Source organism: Kitasatospora sp. NPDC087315 (assembly GCF_044744345.1).
GTDB lineage: Bacteria > Actinomycetota > Actinomycetes > Streptomycetales > Streptomycetaceae > Kitasatospora.
The window spans coordinates 25,412-48,671 of sequence record NZ_JBIUYD010000003.1 but is presented as its reverse complement, the minus strand read 5'-3'; the positions used below and the strand labels follow the sequence as shown (position 1 = coordinate 48,671).

At 72.3% G+C, this 23,260-nt stretch carries 22 protein-coding genes; 9 read left to right on the top strand and 13 right to left on the bottom strand.

Going from position 1 to position 23,260, the window contains the following annotated elements:
* Positions 1-2,442, bottom strand: coding sequence for a PQQ-binding-like beta-propeller repeat protein (locus tag ACIO5D_RS05175; protein WP_400793991.1), 2,442 nt, complete (start codon positions 2,440-2,442; stop codon positions 1-3).
* A gap of 447 nt (positions 2,443-2,889) precedes the next feature.
* On the opposite strand from ACIO5D_RS05175, the gene ACIO5D_RS05170 reads away from it, so the two are divergent.
* Positions 2,890-3,537 (top strand): TetR family transcriptional regulator, encoded by a 648-nt coding sequence (locus ACIO5D_RS05170; RefSeq protein WP_363605931.1) that lies wholly within the window; start codon positions 2,890-2,892, stop codon positions 3,535-3,537.
* A 204-nt stretch (positions 3,538-3,741) separates the two neighbouring features.
* On the opposite strand, the gene ACIO5D_RS05165 is transcribed toward ACIO5D_RS05170, so the two are convergent.
* From ACIO5D_RS05165 to ACIO5D_RS05140, 6 genes are all read right to left on the bottom strand, one after another.
* On the bottom strand, positions 3,742-4,686 hold the full coding sequence (locus ACIO5D_RS05165) for a beta-ketoacyl-ACP synthase III (RefSeq protein ID WP_363605932.1): 945 nt from the start codon (positions 4,684-4,686) through the stop codon (positions 3,742-3,744).
* Between the two features lie 130 nt (positions 4,687-4,816).
* Positions 4,817-6,019 (bottom strand): L,D-transpeptidase family protein, encoded by a 1,203-nt coding sequence (locus ACIO5D_RS05160; RefSeq protein ID WP_400793990.1) that lies wholly within the window; start codon positions 6,017-6,019, stop codon positions 4,817-4,819.
* A 129-nt stretch (positions 6,020-6,148) separates the two neighbouring features.
* Positions 6,149-7,312, bottom strand: coding sequence for an aminofutalosine synthase MqnE (gene mqnE, locus ACIO5D_RS05155; protein WP_363605933.1), 1,164 nt, complete (start codon positions 7,310-7,312; stop codon positions 6,149-6,151).
* 51 nt (positions 7,313-7,363) lie between these two features.
* Positions 7,364-8,326: a threonine/serine dehydratase gene (locus tag ACIO5D_RS05150; RefSeq protein ID WP_363605935.1), complete on the bottom strand. Its 963-nt coding sequence runs from the start codon at positions 8,324-8,326 to the stop codon at positions 7,364-7,366.
* Positions 8,327-8,331: 5 nt separating this feature from the next.
* Positions 8,332-8,793: an Lrp/AsnC family transcriptional regulator gene (locus ACIO5D_RS05145; RefSeq protein WP_363605937.1), complete on the bottom strand. Its 462-nt coding sequence runs from the start codon at positions 8,791-8,793 to the stop codon at positions 8,332-8,334.
* Between the two features lie 129 nt (positions 8,794-8,922).
* On the bottom strand, positions 8,923-9,582 hold the full coding sequence (locus tag ACIO5D_RS05140) for a UbiX family flavin prenyltransferase (protein ID WP_363605939.1): 660 nt from the start codon (positions 9,580-9,582) through the stop codon (positions 8,923-8,925).
* A gap of 67 nt (positions 9,583-9,649) precedes the next feature.
* Between ACIO5D_RS05140 and ACIO5D_RS05135 the strand changes: the two genes are divergently transcribed.
* The 3 genes from ACIO5D_RS05135 to ACIO5D_RS05125 all read left to right on the top strand — a co-directional run bounded on the left by ACIO5D_RS05135 (position 9,650) and on the right by ACIO5D_RS05125 (position 11,646).
* Positions 9,650-10,405 carry a cyclase family protein gene (locus ACIO5D_RS05135; RefSeq protein ID WP_400654425.1) on the top strand — a complete coding sequence of 252 codons (756 nt, stop codon included), beginning with the start codon at positions 9,650-9,652 and terminating at the stop codon, positions 10,403-10,405.
* A 68-nt stretch (positions 10,406-10,473) separates the two neighbouring features.
* The gene (locus ACIO5D_RS05130; RefSeq protein WP_363605942.1) at positions 10,474-11,184 is read left to right on the top strand and encodes an MOSC domain-containing protein; all 711 of its coding nucleotides are present in this window, start codon (positions 10,474-10,476) and stop codon (positions 11,182-11,184) included.
* Positions 11,185-11,403: 219 nt separating this feature from the next.
* A complete protein-coding gene (locus ACIO5D_RS05125; RefSeq protein ID WP_363605943.1) occupies positions 11,404-11,646 on the top strand; it encodes a DUF4287 domain-containing protein in 243 nt (80 codons plus the stop codon).
* On the opposite strand, the gene mqnP is transcribed toward ACIO5D_RS05125, so the two are convergent.
* Positions 11,624-12,529, bottom strand: coding sequence for a menaquinone biosynthesis prenyltransferase MqnP (mqnP, locus tag ACIO5D_RS05120; protein ID WP_363605944.1), 906 nt, complete (start codon positions 12,527-12,529; stop codon positions 11,624-11,626). The genes ACIO5D_RS05125 and mqnP overlap by 23 nt on opposite strands.
* On the bottom strand, positions 12,526-13,983 hold the full coding sequence (locus ACIO5D_RS05115; protein WP_400793989.1) for a menaquinone biosynthesis decarboxylase: 1,458 nt from the start codon (positions 13,981-13,983) through the stop codon (positions 12,526-12,528). The genes mqnP and ACIO5D_RS05115 overlap by 4 nt, the downstream gene beginning before the upstream one ends.
* A 91-nt stretch (positions 13,984-14,074) precedes the next feature.
* Between ACIO5D_RS05115 and ACIO5D_RS05110 the strand changes: the two genes are divergently transcribed.
* From ACIO5D_RS05110 to ACIO5D_RS05095, 4 genes are all read left to right on the top strand, one after another.
* On the top strand, positions 14,075-14,479 hold the full coding sequence (locus tag ACIO5D_RS05110; protein ID WP_363605947.1) for a PLD nuclease N-terminal domain-containing protein: 405 nt from the start codon (positions 14,075-14,077) through the stop codon (positions 14,477-14,479).
* A 438-nt stretch (positions 14,480-14,917) separates the two neighbouring features.
* A complete protein-coding gene (locus ACIO5D_RS05105) occupies positions 14,918-16,519 on the top strand; it encodes an acyl-CoA carboxylase subunit beta (RefSeq protein WP_363605948.1) in 1,602 nt (533 codons plus the stop codon).
* A 77-nt stretch (positions 16,520-16,596) separates the two neighbouring features.
* A complete protein-coding gene (locus ACIO5D_RS05100; RefSeq protein ID WP_363605950.1) occupies positions 16,597-16,806 on the top strand; it encodes an acyl-CoA carboxylase subunit epsilon in 210 nt (69 codons plus the stop codon).
* A 221-nt stretch (positions 16,807-17,027) separates the two neighbouring features.
* Entirely contained in the window at positions 17,028-17,651 is a 624-nt protein-coding gene (locus ACIO5D_RS05095) for a ScbR family autoregulator-binding transcription factor (protein WP_400654419.1), read from the top strand.
* A gap of 85 nt (positions 17,652-17,736) precedes the next feature.
* Here ACIO5D_RS05095 and ACIO5D_RS05090 read toward each other — a convergent pair whose 3' ends face one another.
* Positions 17,737-18,360, bottom strand: coding sequence for a ScbR family autoregulator-binding transcription factor (locus ACIO5D_RS05090; protein ID WP_400654417.1), 624 nt, complete (start codon positions 18,358-18,360; stop codon positions 17,737-17,739).
* A gap of 350 nt (positions 18,361-18,710) precedes the next feature.
* Here ACIO5D_RS05090 and ACIO5D_RS05085 point away from each other — a divergent pair, with 350 nt between their 5' ends.
* The gene (locus tag ACIO5D_RS05085; protein ID WP_400793988.1) at positions 18,711-19,793 is read left to right on the top strand and encodes a ScbA/BarX family gamma-butyrolactone biosynthesis protein; all 1,083 of its coding nucleotides are present in this window, start codon (positions 18,711-18,713) and stop codon (positions 19,791-19,793) included.
* Positions 19,794-19,813: 20 nt separating this feature from the next.
* Here the strand turns inward: ACIO5D_RS05085 and ACIO5D_RS05080 are convergent, their stop codons facing one another.
* The 3 genes from ACIO5D_RS05080 to ACIO5D_RS05070 all read right to left on the bottom strand — a co-directional run bounded on the left by ACIO5D_RS05080 (position 19,814) and on the right by ACIO5D_RS05070 (position 23,259).
* A complete protein-coding gene (locus ACIO5D_RS05080) occupies positions 19,814-20,218 on the bottom strand; it encodes a hypothetical protein (protein WP_363605955.1) in 405 nt (134 codons plus the stop codon).
* A 122-nt stretch (positions 20,219-20,340) separates the two neighbouring features.
* Positions 20,341-21,471, bottom strand: coding sequence for a c-type cytochrome biogenesis protein CcsB (gene ccsB / locus ACIO5D_RS05075; RefSeq protein ID WP_363605956.1), 1,131 nt, complete (start codon positions 21,469-21,471; stop codon positions 20,341-20,343).
* Between the two features lie 3 nt (positions 21,472-21,474).
* The gene (locus ACIO5D_RS05070; RefSeq protein ID WP_400793987.1) at positions 21,475-23,259 is read right to left on the bottom strand and encodes a cytochrome c biogenesis protein ResB; all 1,785 of its coding nucleotides are present in this window, start codon (positions 23,257-23,259) and stop codon (positions 21,475-21,477) included.
* Position 23,260 lies beyond the last annotated feature (1 nt).

Below are 23,260 nucleotides of genomic sequence, written 5' to 3'. Positions count from 1 at the left end.
TCAGTGCGGTGGCACCGCCGTGCCGTAGAAGGCGTCCAGCGCGTAGACGCAGCGGTCCTTGCTGCCGACGAACACCCGCCCGCCGACCGCCACCGGTGAGCCGGTCAGCTCGCCCTTGGTCCCCAGCTCCCAGCGCAGCTGACCGCTCGCCAGGTCCAGGGTGTGCAGCGAGTGGTCCCGGCTGCCGAGGTGGACCAGGCCGTCGGCGACCGCCGGGGAACCGACGATCTCGCCCCGCGCGGTGTAGCGCCAGCGCTCCCGGCCGGTGGCCGCCTCGAAGGCGTACAGCACCTCGCCGCTGGCCAGCAGTGCCAGGCCGTCGCCGACCACCACCGGCTCGGCGCCCTGCCGGTTGCCGGTGACCCCGCGCCAGCGGTCCCGGCCGGTGGCCGCGTCCAGCGCGTACACCGTGCCGAGGTAGTCGGCGACGTACACCGCGTCCGCGTCCAGCGCCGGCGGGGTGAACAGCACCACCGGGGCCTCGAAGCGCCAGCGCTCGGCGCCGGTCGCCGCGTCCAGCGCGTACACCCGGGTACCGGCCGTCACGTACAGCACCCCGGCCCGCTCGGCCGGGCGGGAGGGCACGTCCTCGCCGACCGGGAAGGACCAGCGCAGGCCCGCGCCGCGCGGGTCCACGCAGCGCAGCCGCCCGCCGCCGTAGTAGTACGCGGCACCCGCCACCAGGGCCGGCCCCGACTGCGGGTTCTCGTAGTTCTGCTGGGCGTCGTCGGCGCGCCACAGCTCGGCGCCGCCGGCCGCCGAGCGCAGCCGCACCCCGCCGCCCCGGATGCCGCAGCAGAGCACGCCGTCGGCGGCGTCCAGCGAGTACACCCAGCCGTCCAGCGAGCTGCGCCAGCGCTCGGTGCCGTCCGCCACGTCCACCGTGTACAGGTGCGGGCCGTCGGCCGCGTGCACCCGGCCGGCGTCCACCGCGAGCGCCCAGGCCACGTCCAGGGTCTTGTAGCGGCGCTGACCGGACGCGATGTCGAGGGCGTGCACCTCGAGGCTGGAGACGAAGAGGGTGCCGCCGGCGACCACCGGGGTGCCCCAGACGTCGCTGGACATCCGGAACCGCCAGGGCCGCCAGCGGGCGGCCGGCACCGGCGGCGGGGTGATCCGGCGGACCCAGTCGGTCTCGGCGGGCGCGTCGCCCGGCCCGGCCTGCTCGGCGCGCGGCCCCGGGCCTATCCGTACCGAGGCGCCGGACAGCCGCACCTCGGCGACGTCCTCCGCGGCACCGGGGGCGCGGTGGCGGCGGCGGGCGGAGATCTTCTCGGTGGCGGCCTCGGCGTCCGCCCCCCGGTGGACCGACGCGGCGTGCACCGGCCCGGCCGCGAGCGGGGCGTGCGGCCCGCCGGGGTGCCGGGTGCCCGGGCCGTCCTGGCCGGGGCGCTCCAGCGACACCGGCCGCTGCGGCGGGTACCCGTACGTCGGGACGGCCTGCGGCGGCTCGGCCGGGCGCAGCGGCGCGGTGCCCGGCGGTACGGCGCCCTGCGGTACGGCGCCCTGCGGCGGGACGGCCGGCGCGGAAGCGGACGCCGGCGGCACCTGACGGCGGCTGCGCTTGCGCTCGATCAGCTCCAGCGCGTTGGGAGGCAGCCAGTCGCCCGCCTCGCCGGAGGCGTCGTCCCGGGAGAACAGGTGCGGGGCCAGTTCGGCCTGGATCTGCGCCGGGGTCGGCCGGTGCTCGGGCGACGGCCGCATGCAGGCGCGCACCAGGTCCACCAGCTCGGCCGGCAGGCCGGAGAGGTCGGGCTGGTCGCGCAGCAGCTGGAAGACCGTCTCGACCGGGTTGCCGCCCCGGTAGGGCGGGTGTCCGGTGGCGCAGAACACCAGCAGCGAACCGAGCGAGAAGACGTCGCTGGCACCCCTGACACTGCGGCTGTCGCGGGCCTGCTCGGGCGACATGTACGCCGGGGTGCCGACGGCGACGTTGGTCATGGTGAGCCGGGTGTGCGAGACACCGGCGGCGATGCCGAAGTCGATCACCCGCGGACCGTCCTCGACCACCAGTACGTTGGAGGGCTTGAGGTCGCGGTGGATCAGCCCGACGGCGTGGATGGACTGCAGCGCCTCGGCGATGCCCGCGATCAGCCAGCGCACCGCGCCCACCGGCAGCGGCCCGCACTCGCCGACCAGGTCCTCCAGGGACGGCGCCGGGACGTACGCGGTGGCCAGCCAGGGCACCCGGGCGTCGGCGTCGGCGTCCACCACGGCCGCGGTGTAGAAGCCGCCGACGGTCTTGGCGGCCGCGATCTCCCGGGCGAAGCGGACCCGGAACAGCTCGTCCTCGGCCAGCTCGCCCCGGACGGTCTTGATGGCCACCCGCCGGCCGGACGCGGAGCGCGCCAGGTAGACCAGCCCCATCCCGCCCGCGCCGAGCCGCCCCAGCACCTCGAAGGGCCCGATCCGCCTCGGATCGTGCGCCGTCAGCTGGTCCACTCGCTGCCACCTCCCCGTCTTCCGCACCCGCCGCGGGGTGCCGGACCCGATTCTCCAATGCCGCCCGGGTCATCTCCAACCTCCCCCGCTCTGATCCGGCCCGGGAGCGGCCGTCGGCCGGCGGCCGCTCACCGTCCGGTCAGCGCCTCCGGAACGGCCGGATTCTGACGCCCGCTCCGGCTGCGGCTTGCGCGCGACACGCCCGGAACTTTTTCGCGGGCCACGTCACACCCGGCCCGCGATCGTCACGCTCTGTCACTCGATCACCCCTCAGCGGACTCGCCGTCACGCTGTGGGGTCATAAGCACACGGGGGGGCTTCAACAGGGCCTCCGGGGGGTGATGAATATCCGTCCAAAGCGCTTCACGCCCCCTATACCAACCCCCGGGCGGAGTAATAGTCGCATCACCGAATCGCGCCAAGATCGTGCCACGGTAAGCTGACGGCATGACAGGACAAGTTCGCACCGTCGACGGTCGCGTCGCCGGGCGACGCGGACAGGAGACGCGGCAGAAGCTGCTCGACTGCCTCCGCGAGATGCTCAGCACGTCGCCCTATCGGGACGTCAAGGTCATCGACGTCGCCCGTATGGCGGGTACCTCCCCCGCGACCTTCTACCAGTACTTCCCGGATGTCGAGGGCGCTGTCCTCGAAATCGCCGAGGAAATGGCCAAGGACGCCGACACCCTCAAAGAGCTGGTGGCCGGAAAGTCCTGGGCAGGGAAGTCCGGCTCGGCCACTTCGGAAGAACTGGTCGACGGATTCCTCGCCTTCTGGCGCAAGAACGACGCCATTCTCCGAGTGGTCACGCTCGGTGCCGCCGAAGGGGACAAGCGGTTCTTCAAGATCCGCATGACGGTCCTCAACGCGGTCGCCAAGCCGCTCACGGAGGCCATCAAGGAACTCCAGGCGAAGAACCAGGCGGACAAGTCGCTCGACGCGGCCGCCGTCGCCGGATCCCTGGTCTCGCTGCTCGCCTCGGCGGCCGAGCACCAGAAGGCCTTCACCTCCTGGGGCGTCAAGGTCAAGGACCTCAAGCCCAGCCTCGCTCCCCTGGTGTACCTGGGTGTCACCGGCAAGAAGCCGCCCAAGTAGACCGATCCGCCTACCCACCCATCCGCTCCGCGCGCAGCCCCGGCCTCCTGTCCGGGGAACGGCGGACGGCGGCCGTGTCCTCGGGGGAGGTCCGCCGACGTACCGCAGCGCGCCAGACATGCCGGTGGGCGGGCGCCCCTCACAAGGGGTGCCCGCCCACCGGCATGTGTGCGTCCGTGGCCGTAGAGGGCCCTCCAGGGCCCTCTAGGGGCAGCGCACGACCTGCCCGGCGTACGCCAGGCCGCCGCCGAAGCCGAAGAGCAGCACCGGGTCGCCGGGCGACAGCTCGCCGCGCTCGACCAGCTTGGAGAAGGCCAGCGGGATGGACGCGGCCGAGGTGTTGCCGGACTCCACCACGTCCCGGGCGACCACCGCGTCGGGGGCGCCGAGCTTGGCGGCGATCGCGTCGATGATCCGGAGATTGGCCTGGTGCGGCACGAAGCCCTTGAGCTCGGACGGGTCGATACCGGCCTGCTCGCAGGTGCGGCGGGCCAGCGGGGCGATCTGGGTGGTGGCCCAGCGGAACACCGACTGGCCCTGCTGGCTGATCACCGGGTCCCAGCCGGTGATCACCACGGCATCGCTCTTCTCCGGCTCCGAACCCCACACCACCGGGCCGATACCGGGCTCGGCGCCCTCCTCCTGGGCCTCCACGACCGCGGCGCCGGCGCCGTCACCGAAGATCACACAGGTGGTCCGGTCGGTCCAGTCGATGGTGTCCGACATCCGTTCGGCACCGATCACCAGCGCGAGCCGCGCCGCGCCGGCCCGGATCGCGTGGTCGGCGGTGGCCAGCGCGTACGAGAAGCCCGAGCAGACCGTGTTGATGTCGTAGGCGGCCGGGGCGCGCACACCAAGGCGGGCGGCGACGGCGGCAGCGGTGTTGGGGCTGCGCTCGACCGCGGTACAGGTGGCGACCACGATCAGGTCGACGTCGGAGGCCGACCGGCCGCTCTTGGCCAGCGCCTTCTGGGCCGCCTCGGTGGCGAGGTCGACCAGGGTCTCGCCCTCGGCGATGTGCCGGGTCCGGATCCCCACCCGGCTGCGGATCCACTCGTCATCGGTGTCGACCAGCACCGCCAGGTCGTCGTTGCTGAGGACCTTCGGGGGCTGGTAGTGGCCGAGTGCCACAATGCGCGAACCGCTCATGCTGCCACTCAACCGGGTTACCCGCTGGTCCGCGGGGCGCGACCGGCTACAGGATCCGCCCCCGGAACCTGTAGGAGGCCAACAAGGACCGTTGGGGGGACTGGGGCCACGTCCCCCGGCCGGGAGCGGGTCAGACGGCCAGCGAGGCCGCGTCACCCATCACGATCACCGGATGGGCCGCCGGATCGAGGGTGCGCAGCAGCTCGGCCATCTTGTCCTCGGGGACGGAGACGCAGCCGTGGGTGGGGCCGCCGTGGTCGACGTGGATCCAGATCCCGCCGCCCTTGGTGGAGCCGCTGGGACGGCGCGGGTCGAGCGGCGAGTTGCCGGGCACCCGGTTGTAGTTGATCGCGACGACGTAGTCGAAGGAGCCGGCCAGCGGCTCGCCGGCGAAGCCCCGCCCGGAGACCACGAAGTTGGGGTCCTTGTCGTACGGGAGCCTGCTGCCCGGGTCGGCGTTGCGACCGCCCGCGTCGGTGAGCGAGAAGACGCCGATCGGGCTGCGCAGGTCGCCCTCGTTGTGGTCGGTGGTCCAGCCCTTGTTGGCGTTGTGGCCCTGCCAGCTCTCGCCGGCCAGCCAGCGGCCCTCGGGGGTGCGGGTCCAGAGCGTCACGGTGGTCTTGTTGGCGTCCCGGCCCTGGCCGGAGGCGAGCACGACCTGGGTGGTCTCGGCGGGTATCCGGGCCGTGAAGGTGGCACCGACGCCGGGTATCGCGGCGACCGAGCCGTCCGCCCGGGCCTCGCTGCGGGTGACGGCCGGTGCCCCGGTGTGCCGGTCGGCGGCGGGCTGGGCGCCGGGGACGGCGGCCGGGGAGGGCTGGTCGGGGGCGGCGACGCCGTCGGGGCCGGGGCCGTCGGCGCTGGTCACGCCGGGCTGGGCGGAGTCCTGGCCGACGGTGTACCAGCCGGCGGCGGCCGCGAGCAGCAGCGCGGTACCGGCGGTCACGGCCCGGCCGTGGCGCTTCTTCTTGGGCTTGCGCCGGTGGCCGCGGGCCGCCCTGGGCTCCACCGGCACGGCGGCGGGCGCGGTGTCCGCGACCGGTCCGGCCTGTCCGGGTACCGTGCCGGCCTCGGTGTGGACGGGCTCGGTGTGGACGGGCTCGGTGTGGACGGGCTCGAACGGCTGGTCGTACGCCTCGTAGTCCTCGTGGGCCGGGTACGCGTCGTAGGCCCCGGCCGTGTGGACACCGTACTCACCGGCCGGCCGGGGCGTGCCGTGGTCCGGGTGGACCGGCTGCTGGTACACCCCGGAGAACTGCTGCGGCGCCCCGTACGCCGGCTCGGGCATCGGCTCGTACGGGGGGTACGCGGTGGCGCGATGAGAACCGGACATGCGGCCGATCCTGCCAAACGAGGGGGCCGATAGGAAACCCGGGGCGCTGTACGAGCCCGGTGAAGAAAACGCCTCCCGAGCCCGGTACGGGGCTCGGGAGGCGGAGAACCGCTGGTCAGAGGCGGATCGTCAGAGGCGCATCGCCTGCGGGGTCTCGCGACGCGTCAGGTCGGGGCCGTCGTACTCGCGGATGATCTCGTAGCGGGTGTTGCGCTCCACCGGGCGGAAGCCGGCGTCCCGGATCAGGTCGAGCAGGTCGTCGCGGCCGAGCTTGTTCGGGGTGCCGAAGTTGTCCGCGTCGTGGGTGATCTTGTACTCGACCACCGAGCCGTCCATGTCGTCCGCGCCGTGGCTGAGCGCCAGCTGGGCGGTGGTGACGCCGTGCATCACCCAGAAGACCTTGACGTGCGGGACGTTGTCGAAGAGCAGCCGGGAGACCGCGAAGGTCTTGAGCGCCTCGGCGCCGGTCGCCATCTCGGTCCGGGCCATCAGCTTGTTGCGCACGACGCCGTCCTTGGAGTCGTGGAAGTCGTGCTGGTAGCGGAGCGGGATGAAGACCTGGAAGCCGCCGGTCTCGTCCTGGAGCTCGCGCAGCCGCAGCACGTGGTCCACCCGGTGGCGGGGCTCCTCGATGTGCCCGTACAGCATGGTGGCGGGCGTCTTGAGGCCCTTGCTGTGGGCGAGGCGGTGGATCCGCGACCAGTCCTCCCAGTGGGTGTCGTGGTCGACGATGTGCTGGCGGACCTCCCAGTCGAAGATCTCCGCGCCGCCGCCGGTCAGCGACTCCAGACCGGCGTCGATCAGCTCGTCCATGATCTCGTCGGCGGGCAGGCCGCTGATCTTCTCGAACCAGTGGATCTCGGTGGCGGTGAAGGCCTTCAGCGAGACGTTCGGCAGGGCCGCCTTCAGCTCCCGCAGCGAGCGCGGATAGTAGCGCCACGGCAGGGTCGGGTGCAGGCCGTTCACGATGTGCAGCTCGGTGAGGGAGTCGACCTCCATCGCCTTGGCCAGCCGGACGGCCTCCTCGATGCGCATCGTGTACGCGTCCTTCTCGCCCGGCTTGCGCTGGAACGAGCAGTACGCGCAGGACGCGTTGCACACGTTGGTCATGTTGAGGTGGCGGTTGACGTTGAAGTGGACGACGTCGCCGTTCTTCCGCGTCCGCACGTGGTGGGCCAGCCCGCCCAGCCAGGCCAGGTCGTCGCTCTCGTAGAGCGCGATCCCGTCCTCGCGGGTCAGCCGCTCACCCGCGTAGACCTTCGCCTCCAGCTCGCGCTTGAGCCCTGCGTCCATGCGGTGCCCCGCCTCCTCCGACTTCGATTCCTTGCCGGAACGAGCGTACGCCTATGCCGACAGCAGCTCGGCGAGCAGTACCGGTTCGATGTTGCCACCGCTGACCACGGCCGCCACCATTCGTCCGCCGACGGCGTCGGCGCGGTGGAAGTACGCGGCCGGGGCGACGGCTCCGGACGGCTCGGCGACCAGCCGGCCGCGCCGGGCCAGCAGGGCGACGGTGGCGCGGATCTCGTCCTCGGTGACGGTGACGATGTCGTCCACGTACGCGGTGAGGTGTTCGAACGGCAGCTCCCCGACCGAGGGGGTGCGCAGGCCGTCCGCGATGGTCCGGTAGGTGTCGGCGACCGGCCAGCTGAGCCGCCGGCCGGCCCGGAAGCTGGCCTGGGCGTCGGCGGCCAGCTCCGGCTCGACCCCGACGATCCGGACGCCCGGGCGGGTGAGCTTGAGCGCGGCCGCCGTCCCGGAGATCAGGCCGCCGCCGCTGACCGGCACCAGCACGGTGTCCAGCTCGGCCGGGGCGTCCTCGGCGATCTCCAGGCCGACCGTGCCCTGGCCCGCGATGATGAACGGGTCGTCATACGGCGGCACCCAGACGTAGCCGTGCCGCTCGGCCAGTTCGGCGGGCACCGTGTCGCGCTCCTCGGGCGACACCAGGACCACCTCGGCGCCGAACGAGCGGGTGCCGTCGACCTTGACGGCGGGCGAGGTGTCCGGCATGACGATCACGGCCTTGATCCCGAGCAGCCCCGCCGCGTACGCCACCGCCTGCGCGTGGTTGCCGCTGGACTGGGCGACCACGCCGCGGGCCCGTTCGTCCCCGGTGAGCGCGGCGAGGCGGTTGTAGGCGCCCCGGGCCTTGAAGGCGCCGGTCGGCTGGAGGTTCTCCGGCTTGAGCCAGAGCCGGCGCTCGCCGTCGCCCGCCCAGGGGGCGGGGACCAGCGGGGTGCGCACCGCCACCCCCGCGATCCGCCGCTGGGCCGCGCGCAGCTCCTCCAGGCCGACCAGTGCCATCGTCGTTACTCTCCTTCGACCAGGGGGAGTTCGCTCACCCGGTTCTCCCACTTGGTGGAGAGTACGACGGTGGTGCGGGTACGGGCCACGCCCTTCGTCCCGGAGATCCGCTTCACCACCGACTCCAGGCCCTCCACGTCGGGGACCCGGACCTTGAGCATGTACGAGTCGTCCCCGGCGATGAACCAGCAGTCCTCGACCTCGCCGAGGTCCTTCAGCCGGTGCGCGACGTCCTCGTGGTCGGCCGCGTCGGTGAGTTGAAGGCCGATCAGGGCCGTGACGCCGAAACCGAGCGAGGCCGGGTTGACCGTCGCGCGGTAGCCGGTGATGACACCGGCCTGTTCCAGCCGGTTGATCCGGTCCGTCACGCTCGGGCCGGAGAGGCCCACCAGTCGGCCCAGCTCGGCGTAGGACGCACGGCCGTTCTCCCGGAGCGCCTGAATGAGCTGTCTGTCCACCGTGTCCATATACCGTCCGCGTCCTTCCGAACCTCGCCAGACCCACAGATCATTATCCGGATTCCAAGGCGCTATGCGCGGACCAACCCGGATATCGCAGAGAACATACTCTCCCGTCACCGGGCTCCCCACTCCCCCTCACGCGTCGCGGCCGTCCCGGCGGGCCGCCGCGCCCAACTCGCCCTCCCAGCGGAGGTACAGCGAGTGCGGCACGCCGACGGCGTCCAGCACCCGGCCGGCGACGAAGTCGACCAGCTCACGGACGGTGGAGCCGCCGGCGTAGAAGCCCGGCGAGGCGGGGAGCACGACGGCGCCCTGCGCGTCCAGTTCCACCAGATGCTTCAGCGTCACCCCGTTGAGCGGCGCCTCCCGGACGCACACCACCAGCGGACGGCGCTCCTTCAGGGTGACGCTGGCGACCCGCTGCAGCAGGTCCTTGCTCAGCCCGAGCGCGATCCCGGCCACCGCCCCGGTGGTCGCGGGGACGACCAGCATGCCCTTGGCCGGGTACGAGCCGCTGGACGGGCCGGCCGCGAAGTCCCCGGCCGGCCAGTAGCGGACGTCGTCGAGGTCGTCCGTGCCCAGCCACCGCGCGAGGTCCTCGCGCCAGTGCGCGTCGCGGAAGGAGATGCCGGTCTCGTCCAGGATGGTGAGCCGGGCCGCGCGGCTGACCACCAGGTCCACCGCCTCCCCGGCGGCGAGCAGCGCCCGGATCACGGAGGCGGCGTACGGCGTCCCGGACGCGCCCGAGACCCCGACCACCCATGGCTGACGTACCGGCTGTTTCGCTGTTCCCATGGCCCATTTCTATACGGCCCCACCCGGAGCGGCTCCATCCGGACACGGCCCTGCGAGGATGGGCGCCATGGCAGCGACCCTCGTCGACCTCACCCATCAGGTGACCACCGCGATGCCGGTCTACCCCGGCGATCCGGCGGTCGCCCTGGAGCCCGCCCTCACCACCGCCACCGCCGGGGTGAACGTGCTGGCCCTGCACCTCGGCTCGCAGTCCGGTACCCATGTGGACGCGCCGTACCACGTGGACGTCACCTGGCCCACCCTGGACGGCCTGCCGCTGGAGCTGTTCACCGGCCCGGCGGTGGTCGCCGACCTGCGCGGCCTGCCGCCCCGGACACCGGTGACGCCCGAGCTGCTCGGCCCCGCGCTGGAGCGGGCCGCGTCCGCCGGGGAGGGTGTCGTGCTGCTGCTGGCCACCGGCTGGGCCCGGCACTGGGGCACCGACGCCTACCTCGCCCATCCGCACCTGACCGCGGCGGCCGCCGAGGCGATCGTCGCCGCCGGGGTGCGGACGGTCGGCCTGGACGCGCTCAGCGTGGACCCCACCCCCGATCCGGGCCCGGGCGACCCGGCGGTGGCCGCCCTGCTCGCCGACCTCACCGACGAGCACGACCGGACGGCGGGCGCCGAGGAGCCGACCCTGGCCGCCCACCGGGTACTGCTCGGGGCACCCGGCGGCGGTGTGATCGCCGAGAACCTGACCGATCTGCGGGCGCTGCTGGACGCCCAGGAGGCCGGCCGGCCGGTGGAGATCTCGCTGTTCCCGCTCCGGCTGGTGGCCGCCGACGGCGCGCCGGTGCGGGCGGTGGCCCGGCTCGGGTGAGCGGGCGCGGCCGGAACGGGCACCTTGGTCTAGACCATCCCCGTCGGGCGCCGCTACGCTTTCCGGCCATGGCAGAGATCATCGGAGTGATCGAGCGGCTCTGGCGCTACCCCGTGAAGTCCACCGGCGGCGAGCGGCTCGACTCCGTCGAGGTGGACGAGCGCGGCCTGGCCGGCGACCGTCTCTACGCCGTGCGCGACAGCGCCGGCAAACTCGGCTCCGGCAAGAACACCCGGCGCTTCCGCCGGATGGACGGCCTGCTCCGCCTCTCCTCCCGGCTCGGGCACCGGCTCGACGGCCCCGAGCTGTTCGACCCGCTCGGCCGGCCGGTCGCCGACACCACCGCCTTCCTCCGCGCCTACCTGCAACGCCCGGACGTCGAGCTCGCCCGCGAGGACGCCGTCTCCCACTTCGACCAGCTCCCGGTCAGCGTGCTCACCACCGCCACCCTGGACTGGGTGCGGGAGGCCGTCCCGTACGCCGTGGTCGACGAACGGCGCTTCCGCCCCAACATCCTGCTGCGCACCCCGCCCGGCACCCCGCCGTTCGTCGAGGACGCCTGGTTCGGCCGCGAGGGCCGCGGCGGCTCGGGCGTCCGGCTCGGCTTCGTCCGCAGCAGCGAGCGCTGCGTCATGACCACCGCCGCCCAGCCCGGCCTCCCGCACGCCCCGGAGATCCTCAAGGCCATCGCCCAGGCCCACGACAACCGCCTCGACGCCCTCGCCGAGGTCGCCTCCCCCGGCCGCCTCAGCGTGGGCGACGCCCTGTCACTCGACTGACGGCGGCCGGCCGCAGGACGGTGGGGTCGTCGCCCCGCAGCGCGCTGCCGATCCGGTCGGCCCGCCAGTCGGCGGCCACCTCGGATCCGTCCATTCGCGCGTTCCCCTCACTCCGGGATCGCCCTGTGACCTGAATCACCCTCACCGGACCGATGAGTTCCCGCCCGGCCGCCGGTCCAACTGACAACAGCCGTACGAACCGATGGGACACCGATCGACATGACCGAAGCCGTGAAGGGCCCCGCCAGCTACTTCCCCTCGATCGAGAAGAAGTACGGCCGTCCGATCGCGGAGTGGAAGGACCTGATCCACTCCTCGCCCCTGACCAGGCACATGGAGCTGGTCTCCTGGCTCAAGGCCGTGCACGGCCTGGGCCACGGCCATGCCAACGCCCTGGTCGCGCACACCCTCGCCGAGGGGAGCGGCGGCCAGGGCGCGGTCACCCGCCCAGGCCGCGGATGACCAGGTCCACCAGGGCGAAGAAGAACAGCGAGATGCCGACGAAGCCGTTCGTCTGGAAGAACGCCCGGTTCAGCCGCGACAGGTCGTTCGGCTTCACGATGGTGTGCTCGTAGACGAACGCTCCCGCGACGACCACCAGGCCGAGCCAGAACGCCGGGCCCGCGTGGGTCAGCACCGCGAACCAGACGAGCAGCGCCGTCGTGATCACGTGGCAGACCCGCGCGCCGCGGATCGCCGCCGGGACGCCGAAGCGGGCCGGGACGGAACGGACGTTGCCGGCCCGGTCGGAGGCGACGTCCTGGCAGGCGTAGATCAGGTCGAAGCCGCCGATCCAGATGCCGACGGCGAGGCCGAGCACCACCGCGTCCCAGGACCAGCTGCCGGTCACCGCGAGCCAGGCGCCGACCGGCCCCATCGCCTGGGCGAGGCCGAGGATGGCCTGCGGGAAGTCGGTGAACCGCTTGCCGTAGGGGTAGACGACCATCGGGACGACCGCGACCGGGGCGAGCGCCAGGCAGAGCGGGTTGAGCAGGGCGGCCGCGCCGAGGAAGACGACCAGCGCGACCGCCGAGCCGACGTACGCGGTCTTCAGCGACACCGCGCCGGTGACCAGTTCGCGGCCGGCCGTGCGCGGGTTCCGGGCGTCTATCTCGCGGTCGATGATCCGGTTGGCGGCCATCGCGAAGGTCCGCAGGCCGACCATGCAGACGGTGACGACGAACAGCTCGCCCCAGTGCACCCGCCGGTCGGCGAGGAACATCGCGGTCAGCGCGGCGATGTAGGCGAAGGGCAGCGCGAAGACCGAGTGCTCGATCATCACCAGGCGCAGGAACGCCTTGACCTTGCCCGGCGGGACCTCGGGGAGGGCGGCAGCCGTGCTCACAGCCCGTACTCCTTCCAGCGGCGGTCGACCAGGGCGGCGGTGGCCGGGTCGGAGCTGACCATCTCCGGCCAGCCGCCGTCCCGGATGTAGCCCTCCTCCGGCAGCTTGCGGGTCGCGTCGATGCCCGCCTTGCCGCCCCAGAACTGCTGGTAGGAGGCGTGGTCGAGGTGGTCGACCGGGCCTTCGACCACGGTGAGGTCCCGGCTGTAGTCGACGTTGCCGAAGGCCCGCCAGGCCACTTCCTGGTAGTCGTGCACATCACAGTCGGAGTCCACCACGATGATCAGCTTGGTCAGCGACATCATGTGGGCGCCCCAGATCGCGTGCATCGTCTTCTGGGCGTGCTTGGGGTACTTCTTGTCGATCGAGACGATCACGCAGTTGTGGAAGCCGCCTGCCTCGGGCAGGTCGTAGTCGACGATGTCCGGGATGATGATCTTCAGCAGCGGCAGGAAGAAGCGCTCGGTGAACTTGCCCAGCGGCCCGTCCTCGGTCGGCGGGCGGCCGACCACGATGGACTGCAGGATCGGCCGGCGGCGCATCGTCACACAGTCGATCGTCAGGGCCGGGAACGGCTCCTGCGGGGTGTAGAAGCCGGTGTGGTCGCCGAACGGGCCCTCGGGCAGCATCTCGCCGGGCTCCAGCCAGCCCTCCAGCACCACCTCGGCGTCGGCCGGGACCTGCAGCGGAACGGTCTTGCAGTCGACCATCTTCACCCGCTCGCCCGCGACGAAGCCCGCGAACAGGTACTCGTCGATGTCGCCCGGCAGCGGCGCGGTGGCCGCGTAGGTGACGGCCGGCGGACAGCCGAAGGCGATCGCGACCGGCAGCCGCTCACCGCGCCTGGCGGCCACCGCGTAGTGGTTGCGGCTGTCCTTGTGGATCTGCCAGTGCATGCCGATGGTGCGCCGGTCGTGCCGCTGGAGCCGGTAGAGGCCGAGGTTGCGGATGCCGGTGTCCGGGTCCTTGGTGTGGGTCAGGCCCAGGTTGAAGAAGGAGCCGCCGTCCAGCGGCCAGGTGAACAGCGCGGGCAGCTCGTCCAGGTTGACGTCGTCGCCGGTGAGCACGACCTCCTGGACCGCGGCCTCGCCCGGCTTGACCTTCCGCGGCGGCACATGGGCCATCGAGGCGAGCTTGCCGAAGGCGTCCCGGAACCCGGTGAAGCCGTGCGGCAGCTCGGGCTTCAGCAGACCGGCGATCTTCTCGGAGATGTCCTCCGGGCCCTTGAGGCCGAGCGCCTTGGCGAGCCGGCGCTCGGTGCCGAAGACGTTCATCGCCAGCGGCATCGAGGAGCCCTTGACGTTTTCGAACAGCAGCGCGGGGCCCTTGGCCTTCTGCACCCGGTCGACGATCTCGCCGATCTCCAGGTGGGGGTCCACCTCGGCCTTGATGCGCTTGAGGTCGCCTTCGCGGTCGAGGGCCCGCAGAAACGAGCGGAGATCGTCGTATGCCATGCCAGCCAGTATCCGCCACCCGATAGCCTGGCCCGGTCAAGGGCCCCTGAGAAGTCCCGCCCAACCGCCGTCGCCGGGGGAGATCGCCGCCGTGCTGAGGATTCTGACCTTCGTGCTCCCGCTCGCCCTCTGGGTGTGGGCCTTCATCGACTGCCTGACCACCCCCGAGGACGAGGTGAAACACCTGCCCAAGGTGGTCTGGGTCATCATCGTGCTGCTCTTCCCGCTGGTCGGCTCCATCGCCTGGCTGGTGGCCGGAAAGCGGCGCGACGGACTACGGACGGCGACGGCCGGGTCCACCGCCGGCTACCCGGAGTACGACCGCCCGCGCGGCGGCCGCCCGCTCGCGCCGGACGACGACCCGGAGTTCCTGGCGTCGTTGAAGAAGGACAACAAGCAGCACGAGGACATGCTCAAGCAGTGGGAGGCGGATCTGCGCCGCCGCGAGGAGGAGCTGCGGGGCAGGGACGAGCCGGAAGACGGCCGCAAGAGCTGAGGCGACTCCCTCAAACAGCCCACCCGGGAACATGCGGGTGGGCTGCGGTGTTTTTGGCGCATCCCTACGACTGCCGGGCGGCAGATCGCTTCCCGCCACCATGCCCCGATCGGCTTTATCAGGCCTTGAGCAATCCTCCAAAACGGTCCGCTACCGTAGTGATTGACAGCCCTGACCTGCACGTTTCTTCATGCTCAGATCATCCGATGACCATCTTGGCGACAACCCCCGGTATTCGAACAGACACCGAGCGCACAGGACGGAGCGGCTCGGTTTCTGTCCAGCCCTGACATCTAAACGGACGCGACCTTGTACGGAATCGACGCCGAAACCAGCGTGCGGCCCCTCGTACAGTCATAAGTGAAGAAGTGATTCGCAGCCGGGGGCACAGCAGACGTTGGCTGTCGGACAGTTCCCTCACCCTTGGAGTGGTTCGAGATGACGGTTGTGCATGAGGCGCCGATCGGTGACGAGGTCCCCGAGATCCCGGCCGACGCCCACGGGCGGGTCGCCGAGCTGCACGAACTGCGCAACCAGGTCCGCCAGGGCCCAGGCGAGAAGGCCACCGCGGCCCAGCACGCCAAGGGCAAGCTGACCGCCCGCGAGCGCATCGACCTGCTGCTCGACGAGGGCTCCTTCCACGAGGTCGAGCAGCTGCGCCGGCACCGCGCCACCGGCTTCGGCCTGGAGGCCAAGAAGCCGCACACCGACGGCGTCATCGTCGGCTGGGGCACCGTGCACGGCCGGACGGTCTTCACCTACGCGCACGACTTCCGGATCTTCGGCGGAGCGCTGGGCGAGGCCCACGCGCAGAAGATCCACAAGATCATGGACATGGCCATCGCGGCCGGCGCACCCCTGGTCTCGCTGAACGACGGCGCCGGCGCCCGTATCCAGGAGGGCGTCACCGCCCTCGCCGGCTACGGCGGCATCTTCCAGCGCAACACCAAGGCCTCCGGCGTCATCCCGCAGATCTCCGTGATGCTCGGCCCCTGCGCCGGCGGCGCCGCCTACTCCCCGGCCCTGACCGACTTCGTCTTCATGGTCCGCGAGACCTCCCAGATGTTCATCACGGGCCCCGACGTCGTGCAGGCCGTCACCGGCGAGAAGATCACCCAGAACGGCCTCGGCGGCGCCGACGTCCACTCCTCCACCTCCGGCGTCTCGCACTTCGCCTACGACGACGAGCAGTCCTGCATCGAGGAGGTCCGTTACCTCCTCTCGCTGCTCCCCCAGAACAACCGCGAGATGCCCCCGCCGGTCGCCGGCGACGACCCCGTGGACCGCCGCAACGACGTCCTGCTCGACCTCGTGCCCGCCGACGGCAACCGCCCGTACGACATGCGCAAGGTCATCGAGGAGATCGTCGACCACGGCGAGTACCTGGAGGTCCACGAGCGCTGGGCCACCAACGTGCTGTGCGTCCTCACCCGGATCGACGGCCACGTCACCGGCATCATCGCCAACCAGCCGCAGTCGCTGGCCGGCGTGCTCGACATCAACGCCAGCGAGAAGGCCGCCCGCTTCGTGCAGATGTGCGACGCCTTCAACATCCCGCTGGTCACCATGCTCGACGTCCCCGGCTTCCTGCCCGGCGTCGACCAGGAGCACGACGGCATCATCCGCCACGGCGCCAAGCTGCTCTACGCCTACTGCAACGCCACCGTGCCGCGCATCCAGCTGATCCTGCGCAAGGCCTACGGCGGCGCCTACATCGTCATGGACTCCCGCTCCATCGGCGCGGACCTGTCCTACGCCTGGCCCACCAACGAGATCGCCGTCATGGGCGCCGAGGGCGCGGCCAACGTCATCTTCCGCCGTGACATCAACGGTGCCGAGGACCCGGACGCGACCCGCGCCCAGAAGATCAAGGAATACAAGAGCGAGCTGATGCACCCGTACTACGCGGCCGAACGCGGCCTCGTGGACGACGTCATCGACCCCGCCGAGACGCGTCAGGTCCTCGCCTCGGCACTGGCCATGCTCCGCACCAAGCACGCCGATCTGCCCAGCCGCAAGCACGGCAACCCGCCGATGTAGCACCGCGCACCTCGCTGACGCGACACCAGGCGCCACCCCACACCACACCACGCAGCCACCGGGGGAGAAACCAGATCATGACCGCTTCCGCCGAACCTCTCGTCCGTATCGTCCGCGGCTCGCTCGACGCCGAGGAACTCGCCGCCCTGACCGCCGTGCTGATGGCCCGTGCCGCCGCCCAGCAGGCCGCGGCCGCCGTCGCGCCGGTCGAGCCGATCGCCAGCTGGCAGCGCCTGGAGCGCCGCCCGGCGTACTACTCCCCGGTCAGCTGGCAGCAGGCCGCCTGAGCCGCGGACCCCGGACCCGTTCCGGCGGCCGGCCACCCCACCCGGGTGGCCGGCCGTCGGCGTTCCGGCCCGCGCCGGCCCGGCCTCCCGCCGCCGCGCACGCACGATCGGGCCCCGGGCGGCTCGGTAGAATACCTACTGGACGGTATGCGGCCCGCAGCGCCGTCGGCCCCCATAGGATCGGCCGCTGCCGAGGACCAGAACTATCCAGGGAGGCTGCGATGGCCAGGCAGGCCCGTGCGCTGGCGACCCGCCAGGCGGTACTCCTCGCGGCGGCCGAGGTGTTCGACGAACGCGGCTACGCCGCCGCCACCATGTCCGAGATCCTGGAGCGGGCCGGCGTCACCAAGGGCGCGCTGTACTTCCACTTCCGCTCCAAGGAGGAGCTGGCACTCGCCGTCATCGAGGGGCAGGGCGCCTGGCTCTCCACCTGGCGGCCGACCTCCGAGAGCCCCGTCCAGACGCTGATCGACCTCGGCTACGCCTTCGCCCACGCCCTGCTGGACGATCCCATGGTGCGCGGCAGCATCCGGCTGACCATCGAGCACGGCAGCTTCACCCAGCCGCAGGCCGACACCTACCAGGGCTGGTCGGACGTGACCCGTGGGCTGCTGGAACGCGCCCGGGAGGCGGGCGACCTGCACCCGGGCCTGGACGTGGCGGCCGCGGCCGGGGTGATCACGGGCGCGGTCACCGGAATCCAGCTCAGCTCGCAGGTGCTGACCGGCCGCCAGGACCTGGTCCAGCGGATGGCCGACCTGTGGACGCTGATCCTGCCGGGGCTGGTCCAGCCGCACGCGCTCGCCCGGCTGAGCGTCGCCGAGCGGGTGCCGGGGCGTTCCTGAGCCGCCCACGGGCAGGCCTTGAGCGGTTCCTGAACGGCCCGTCGGCGGTTCCGTACACCCCCCCGCACCGGCCGGGCGGACCGGGTCAGGTGCGGTACGCGGCGCAGCGCTCCCCCGGCACCAGGGCCGGCAGGGCCGCGGCCCAGAGGCCGCGCACCGCCTCCGGTCCCAGCCGGTCCGCGTCCTCGGCGGAGAGCAGCACCAGGCCGGCCGCCAGGGTGGTGAGCAGCTCGGCGGCCTGCCGACGGTCCACTCCGGGGCGCAGCTCACCGGTCGCCTCGGCCCGGTCCAGCAGCCGCCGGACCACGGCGGTCAGGCTGCGCCAGGTGGCCGCGGTGCCGGCCGGCCCACCGCCCCGGCGGGCCTCCTGGCCGCCCTGGCCGAGCTGGACACCGGCCCGCACCACCACGTCCTCGCGCAGCAGGCGGGCCAGCTCGTGCGAGAAGTCGATCAGGCCCTGGAGGGCGGGGCCGCCGCAGCGCAGCGCCCGGAGCGCGGCGGAGCCGATCTCGCGCCCGGCCGCCGCGCGGACGCCGTCGGCGAGCGCCTGCTTGGAGACGAAGTGGAAGTAGAGCGCGCCCTTGCTGACGCCGGCCCGGCGGCTGATGTCGACCAGGCTGGCCGCCTCGAAGCCCGCGTCCGCGAAGGTGTCCGCCGCGGCGAGCAGGACGGCCTGCCTGGTCCGCCCCGCACGTTCCTGCTTGACCACTGGGCCCCTCCGGCCTCCGCCCGCGCGAGATCCCGGCTCGCGCGGCTGCTGTCAGGGCGCCGTCGTCGGTGGTGCGACGCCTCGCATGCGGACGGCACGGCCCGAAACCGCATGGTTGGTATCTAATCTACCGCCTCGGCGGCCCCCACCGTCCAGCGGGTGCCGACCCCCGCCCGAGGTCCGCCACCACCCGCCCGGACATTCCCGCAGACCAGCGGCCGGGTACCGTGATCACGCCGGGCGTCCGGCAGGGGCGACCCCGCACGCGGAGTACAAACCGGGTGGTCTGTATGTTTTCTCTGGGCCGCCCGCCGTGGCCGGTCGACCGACACCCGGAAGTGGGGCCAGTCATGCCATTGATCGAAGAACCGGGCGCCCATGGTCCGTATCCGCACTTCGGCCCCGGCTACGACTTCCACGAGCGGACCGTCTCCCGCCACCTGGTGCACCGGTCCTCGGTGTCCGAGGTGTTCATCACCGGCTGGCAGGCCACCGGCCCGTACGACTTCCTGCTCGGCGCCCAGTGGCCCCGGCTGCACGGCTTCTACCGGCTGCCCGGCGACCGGCACCACGACCCGGTACTGATGGCCGAGACCGTCCGCCAGGCCGGACTGCTGATCGGCCACGCCGGCTTCGGCGTCCCGCGCGGCCACCACTTCGCGATGGACGAACTCTGCTACGCGCTCGGCCCGGCCGGCCTCGACGGCCTCGCCGTCACTGCCGGGCCCGCCTCGCTGATGCTCCGGGTGGCCTGCCAGGACGTCCGGATGCGGCACGGCCGGCTGGCCTCGCTGCGGGTGCACGCCGAGATCGAGCGGGACGGCCGCCCGGTCGGCCACGGCTCCGGCCAGCTGCGGGTGATCTCCCCCGCCTCGTACACCCGGCTCCGCGGGTCCGGACGACGGACCGCCGCGCCGGTCCGGCCTGGCACGCCCACCGCGCCCGGGCTGGTCGGCCGCGAGCAGGCCGCCGACGTGGTGCTCAGCCCGTCCCCGCTGCCCGGCAGCTGGCTGCTGCGCACCGACGCCGGCCACCCGGTGCTGTTCGACCACACGCTGGACCACGTGCCCGGCATGCTCGTGCTGGAGGCCGCCCGGCAGGCCGCCCAGCGGCTGCGGCACCCCGAGCCGGTGGTGCCGGTCGAGCTGGTCTCGTCGTTCAGTCGTTTCATCGAGCTGGACCGGCCCTGCCTGGTCCGGGCCGTCCGCGAGCGCGGGCAGGACGGGCAGGGCGGCCAGAACGGTCCGGGCAGGCGCCGGGTGCCGGTGCGGGTGCTGCTGGTGCAGGACGGCCGGACAGCGGCCGAGTGCCGGCTGCTCACCGAGCCGGCCGGCGCACCGGCCGGCGGGCCGGACCGGCGGGACGCCTTCGACGCCTTCGAGGACGCCCCCGCCGGGCCCGGCCGCGGCCCGGGCCTGCCGCTCGCCGGCTGACCCGGTGACCGCGGCCGGGGTCAGGCCGCGACCAGCGCGGACGGCCGCCCCGCGTGCATCACGCTGAGGTTGGCGGCCAGCCGGCTCGGGTCCTGGGCCAGCCAGAGCCGCAGCGCGGCGCCCAGCATGGCGCTGGCCGACCCGATCCGCACCTCGGTCACCTGCGCGATCCGGGCCGCCCCCGGCACCAGCAGGTCGGCGAGCGGCGTCGGCAGCCAGACCGTCAGCGCGCAGGGCGCCGGAGCCGTGAGGGCCCCCAGCAGCCGGTAGGCGTCCGTGTGCGAGCTGAGCGTGGGAATGATGTCCAGCAGGCCGTCGGCCACGACCTCCGAGACATCGCTGCGGTGCCCCTGGGCAAGCCGGCGGAGCAGCATTCGCTCGGCGGCGGTGATTCGGACGGTCAGCATGACCTCGTCGCACTCCATTGCGCGATTTCCTCCTCGTTCCTCCCCGTGCCGGCACCGGTGGCCGGCACGAACTACCCCCGTCGCACCTCGGCCCGGCTTCCGTTCTTCGGAGCGCCGGGCCGGTGGGTGGTCTTTCCTGGTCAGATCCCGGCGTACGAGTGCTTTCCGGTGACGAAGATGTTCACCCCGTAGTAGTTGAACAGGTAGCAGGCGAAGGCCAGGACCGCCAGGTAGGCGGCCTTGCGCCCCTTCCACCCGGCGGTGGCCCGGGCGTGCAGGTAGCACGCGTAGGCGACCCAGGTGATGAACGACCAGGTCTCCTTCGGGTCCCACTCCCAGTACTTGCCCCAGGCCGCCTCGGCCCAGATCGCGCCCGCGATGATGGTGAAGGTCCAGAGCGGGAAGACCATCGCGTTGATCCGGTACGAGAACTTGTCCAGCGACGACGCGGCGGGCAGCCGGCGCCAGATGGACGCCGAGGTGCCGAGCGGGCCGGTGGTGAGACCGGCGGCCATGCGCTTGTCGAAGGAGTCCTTGCCCAGGTACAGCAGGGTGCCGATGAAGGCCGCGTACATGGCGCCGCCGCAGACGATCGCGGTCGAGACGTGGATCGCCAGCCAGTACGAGTGCAGGGCCGGAACGAGCTGCTCGGATTCGGTGTACAGCACCGAGACGGCGATACCGAGGGTGAGCACGACGGCCAGGGTGACCGGCAGGCCGAGCCAGCGGGCCTTCTTCCTGGCGGCCAGCAGCCCGAGGTAGGCGACCGTCATGGAGAGCGCGAAGGCGCAGGAGAACTCGTACATGTTGCCCCACGGCCAGCGGGACACCGAGAGGCCGCGGGTGAGCACGCCACCCGCGTGCAGCAGCGCGCCGAGGACCGTGAGCGAGACGGCGATGCGGCCGGAGAGGTCCGCCTTCTCGCTGTTGCCGGCGGCGCCCGGGCCGTCCTGCTCCTCCTCGCCGCGACCGCTGGTGACCACCGTCGCGCCCTCACCCGCCAGGGCGGTACGGGTCAGCGTGGTGGTACCGCCGCCGGCCGAGGCGACCGTGACGGTGACCTTCTTGGCGGCCTTGGCCCTGGCCTCGGCCACGGTCTCGGCCAGGCCGCCCGCCTGCTCGACCGAGCGGACGGCGACGGCACCCTTGCTGCCGAAGGTCCACTCGAACATGTAGCAGAACATAGCGATCAGGTAGACGGCCATGGCCGAATAGATCAGCTTGTTGGAGAGGTCGGCCAGGCTTGGGTCGACCGCCGAGGCGAGGTGCACCGTCTACTCCTTGGAGTTCTGGTCGGCAGGGACAGCGGGGTCCGAGGGCGCGTCCGGGGCGGCTGCGGGCTCCCCCTCCGCCTCGGGGTCATCGGTCGCGGGGGCGTCGTCCGGCGCGTCGTCCGTGGGATCGTCGTCCGGGTCGTCCGACGCGGGCGCGTCGTCCTGGAGGTCCACCGCGAGTTCGGCCAGCTCCTCGGCGATCTTCGCCGACTCGCTGCGGGCCAGCCCGGCCAGCTCGACCAGGGTGCCGCCGCCGGGCAGGGCCACGGCCCGCACCCAGATCCGGCGGCGCTGCACGAACAGCGAGCCGATCAGGCCGAGGATCGCCAGCACACCGCCGGCCAGGGCGACCGAGTTGCCCGGACGGTGCGAGACGCTGAAGCTGGCCCACTCCTTGTAGCCGTCGAAGGTGACGGTGCCGTAGCCGTCCGGCAGGGTCCAGCCCTGACCGGGCTTGAGCCGGGCCTTGGCGGGCTCGCCCTCCTGCTGGAGCTGCTTCAGGTTCTTGGTGTTGAGCTGGTAGATGTTCTGCGGCAGACCGGAGTCGGTGCCGAGGTCGCCCGCGAAGGCGTTGAGCACCAGCGCCGGGTCCGCGTCGCCCGGGAAGAGCGAGCGCGGACCGGTGTTCTTGTCGAAGGCCACCGGGGCGGTCGGCAGGAAGAAGCCGGAGAAGCCCAGCTGGGTCTTCTCGCCGTCCTTCTCGCCGTAGTCGGAGACCTTGATGACACCGGTGGAGGTCAGGTTGGCGTCCTGCGGCAGGAACGGCGTGGCGCCGGTGTAGACCACCTCGCCGGCCGCGTTCTTCACGGTGATCACCGGGGCGTAGCCGTGGCCGATCAGATAGACCTTGCTGTCGCCGATCTCCAGCGGGTGGTTGACCTCGATCTTGCCCTGGGTCAGCTTCGACGCGTCGCTGCCCTCGTAGTACTCGACGTTCGCGGTGAACTGCCGGGCGCTGCCGATCTGGTCGCCGCTCGTCTGGAAGCGGGCGGTGAAGCCGTTCAGCTTGAGGTAGAACGGGTCGATGTCGTCGGTGGTGTAGAACGGGGAGCCGGTGAAGTCGTCCAGCTGGGTGATGGTGTTGGCGTAACCCTCGCCGGCGACCATCAGCTTGCCACCGGTACCGCTGGCCAGGCTCGCCCAGGCGAAACCGCCCAGCAGCGCGAAGAGCGACAGGTGGAAGACCAGGTTGCCGACCTCGCGCAGGTACCCCTTCTCGGCGGCCACCGAGCCACCCGCCAGGCCGGCGCGGAAGCGGCGCTGGCGGAGCAGCCGGTGCGCGGCGGCGTTCACCGTCCCGGCGTCCGCCTCGGTGCGCCAGGCCGCGTAGACCGGCATCCGGGTCAGGACGCGGGGGGCGGCGGGCGGCTGGGCCCGCAGCACGCCGACGAACTGCCAGGTGCGCGGGACGATGCAGCCGGCCAGCGAGACGAACAGCAGGATGTAGATCGCCGAGAACCAGACCGAGCTGTAGACGTCGAACAGCTGGAGCTTCTCGTAGACCGGTGCGACCGTGGTGTGCTGAGCCTTCCAGGCCTCGACCTTGAACTGGTTCTGGCCGTTCTGCGGGATCAGCGAACCCGGGATGGCGGCCAGCGAGAGCAGGAAGAGCAGGATCAGCGCGACCCGCATCGAGGTCAGCTGGCGCCACATCCAGCGCAGCCAGCCGAGTACCCCGATTCCGGTCGGGCCGTCCGACTCGACCGGGGCGGTGGTCAGCCGCTCGGCGGCGTCCTCCGTACTGGGCGAGGACACCTGCTCGGTATCGGTCGCGGTCTTGCTCACG

What these genes read in the sequence shown, in the direction of transcription:
- mqnE (WP_363605933.1), bottom strand. Translation starts at nt 7,312, where the DNA reads ATGGACGCAGGGCTCAAGCGCGAGCTGGAGGCGAAGGTCTACGCGGGT.
- ACIO5D_RS05100 (WP_363605950.1), top strand. Translation starts at nt 16,597, where the DNA reads ATGACCGCTTCCGCCGAACCTCTCGTCCGTATCGTCCGCGGCTCGCTC.
- ACIO5D_RS05140 (WP_363605939.1), bottom strand. Translation starts at nt 9,582, where the DNA reads ATGGGAACAGCGAAACAGCCGGTACGTCAGCCATGGGTGGTCGGGGTC.
- ACIO5D_RS05105 (WP_363605948.1), top strand. Translation starts at nt 14,918, where the DNA reads ATGACGGTTGTGCATGAGGCGCCGATCGGTGACGAGGTCCCCGAGATC.
- ACIO5D_RS05160 (WP_400793990.1), bottom strand. Translation starts at nt 6,019, where the DNA reads ATGTCCGGTTCTCATCGCGCCACCGCGTACCCCCCGTACGAGCCGATG.
- ACIO5D_RS05145 (WP_363605937.1), bottom strand. Translation starts at nt 8,793, where the DNA reads ATGGACACGGTGGACAGACAGCTCATTCAGGCGCTCCGGGAGAACGGC.
- ACIO5D_RS05170 (WP_363605931.1), top strand. Translation starts at nt 2,890, where the DNA reads ATGACAGGACAAGTTCGCACCGTCGACGGTCGCGTCGCCGGGCGACGC.
- ACIO5D_RS05150 (WP_363605935.1), bottom strand. Translation starts at nt 8,326, where the DNA reads ATGGCACTGGTCGGCCTGGAGGAGCTGCGCGCGGCCCAGCGGCGGATC.
- ACIO5D_RS05095 (WP_400654419.1), top strand. Translation starts at nt 17,028, where the DNA reads ATGGCCAGGCAGGCCCGTGCGCTGGCGACCCGCCAGGCGGTACTCCTC.
- ACIO5D_RS05085 (WP_400793988.1), top strand. Translation starts at nt 18,711, where the DNA reads ATGCCATTGATCGAAGAACCGGGCGCCCATGGTCCGTATCCGCACTTC.
- ACIO5D_RS05080 (WP_363605955.1), bottom strand. Translation starts at nt 20,218, where the DNA reads ATGGAGTGCGACGAGGTCATGCTGACCGTCCGAATCACCGCCGCCGAG.
- ACIO5D_RS05165 (WP_363605932.1), bottom strand. Translation starts at nt 4,686, where the DNA reads ATGAGCGGTTCGCGCATTGTGGCACTCGGCCACTACCAGCCCCCGAAG.
- ACIO5D_RS05130 (WP_363605942.1), top strand. Translation starts at nt 10,474, where the DNA reads ATGGCAGAGATCATCGGAGTGATCGAGCGGCTCTGGCGCTACCCCGTG.
- ACIO5D_RS05125 (WP_363605943.1), top strand. Translation starts at nt 11,404, where the DNA reads ATGACCGAAGCCGTGAAGGGCCCCGCCAGCTACTTCCCCTCGATCGAG.
- ACIO5D_RS05135 (WP_400654425.1), top strand. Translation starts at nt 9,650, where the DNA reads ATGGCAGCGACCCTCGTCGACCTCACCCATCAGGTGACCACCGCGATG.
- ACIO5D_RS05115 (WP_400793989.1), bottom strand. Translation starts at nt 13,983, where the DNA reads ATGGCATACGACGATCTCCGCTCGTTTCTGCGGGCCCTCGACCGCGAA.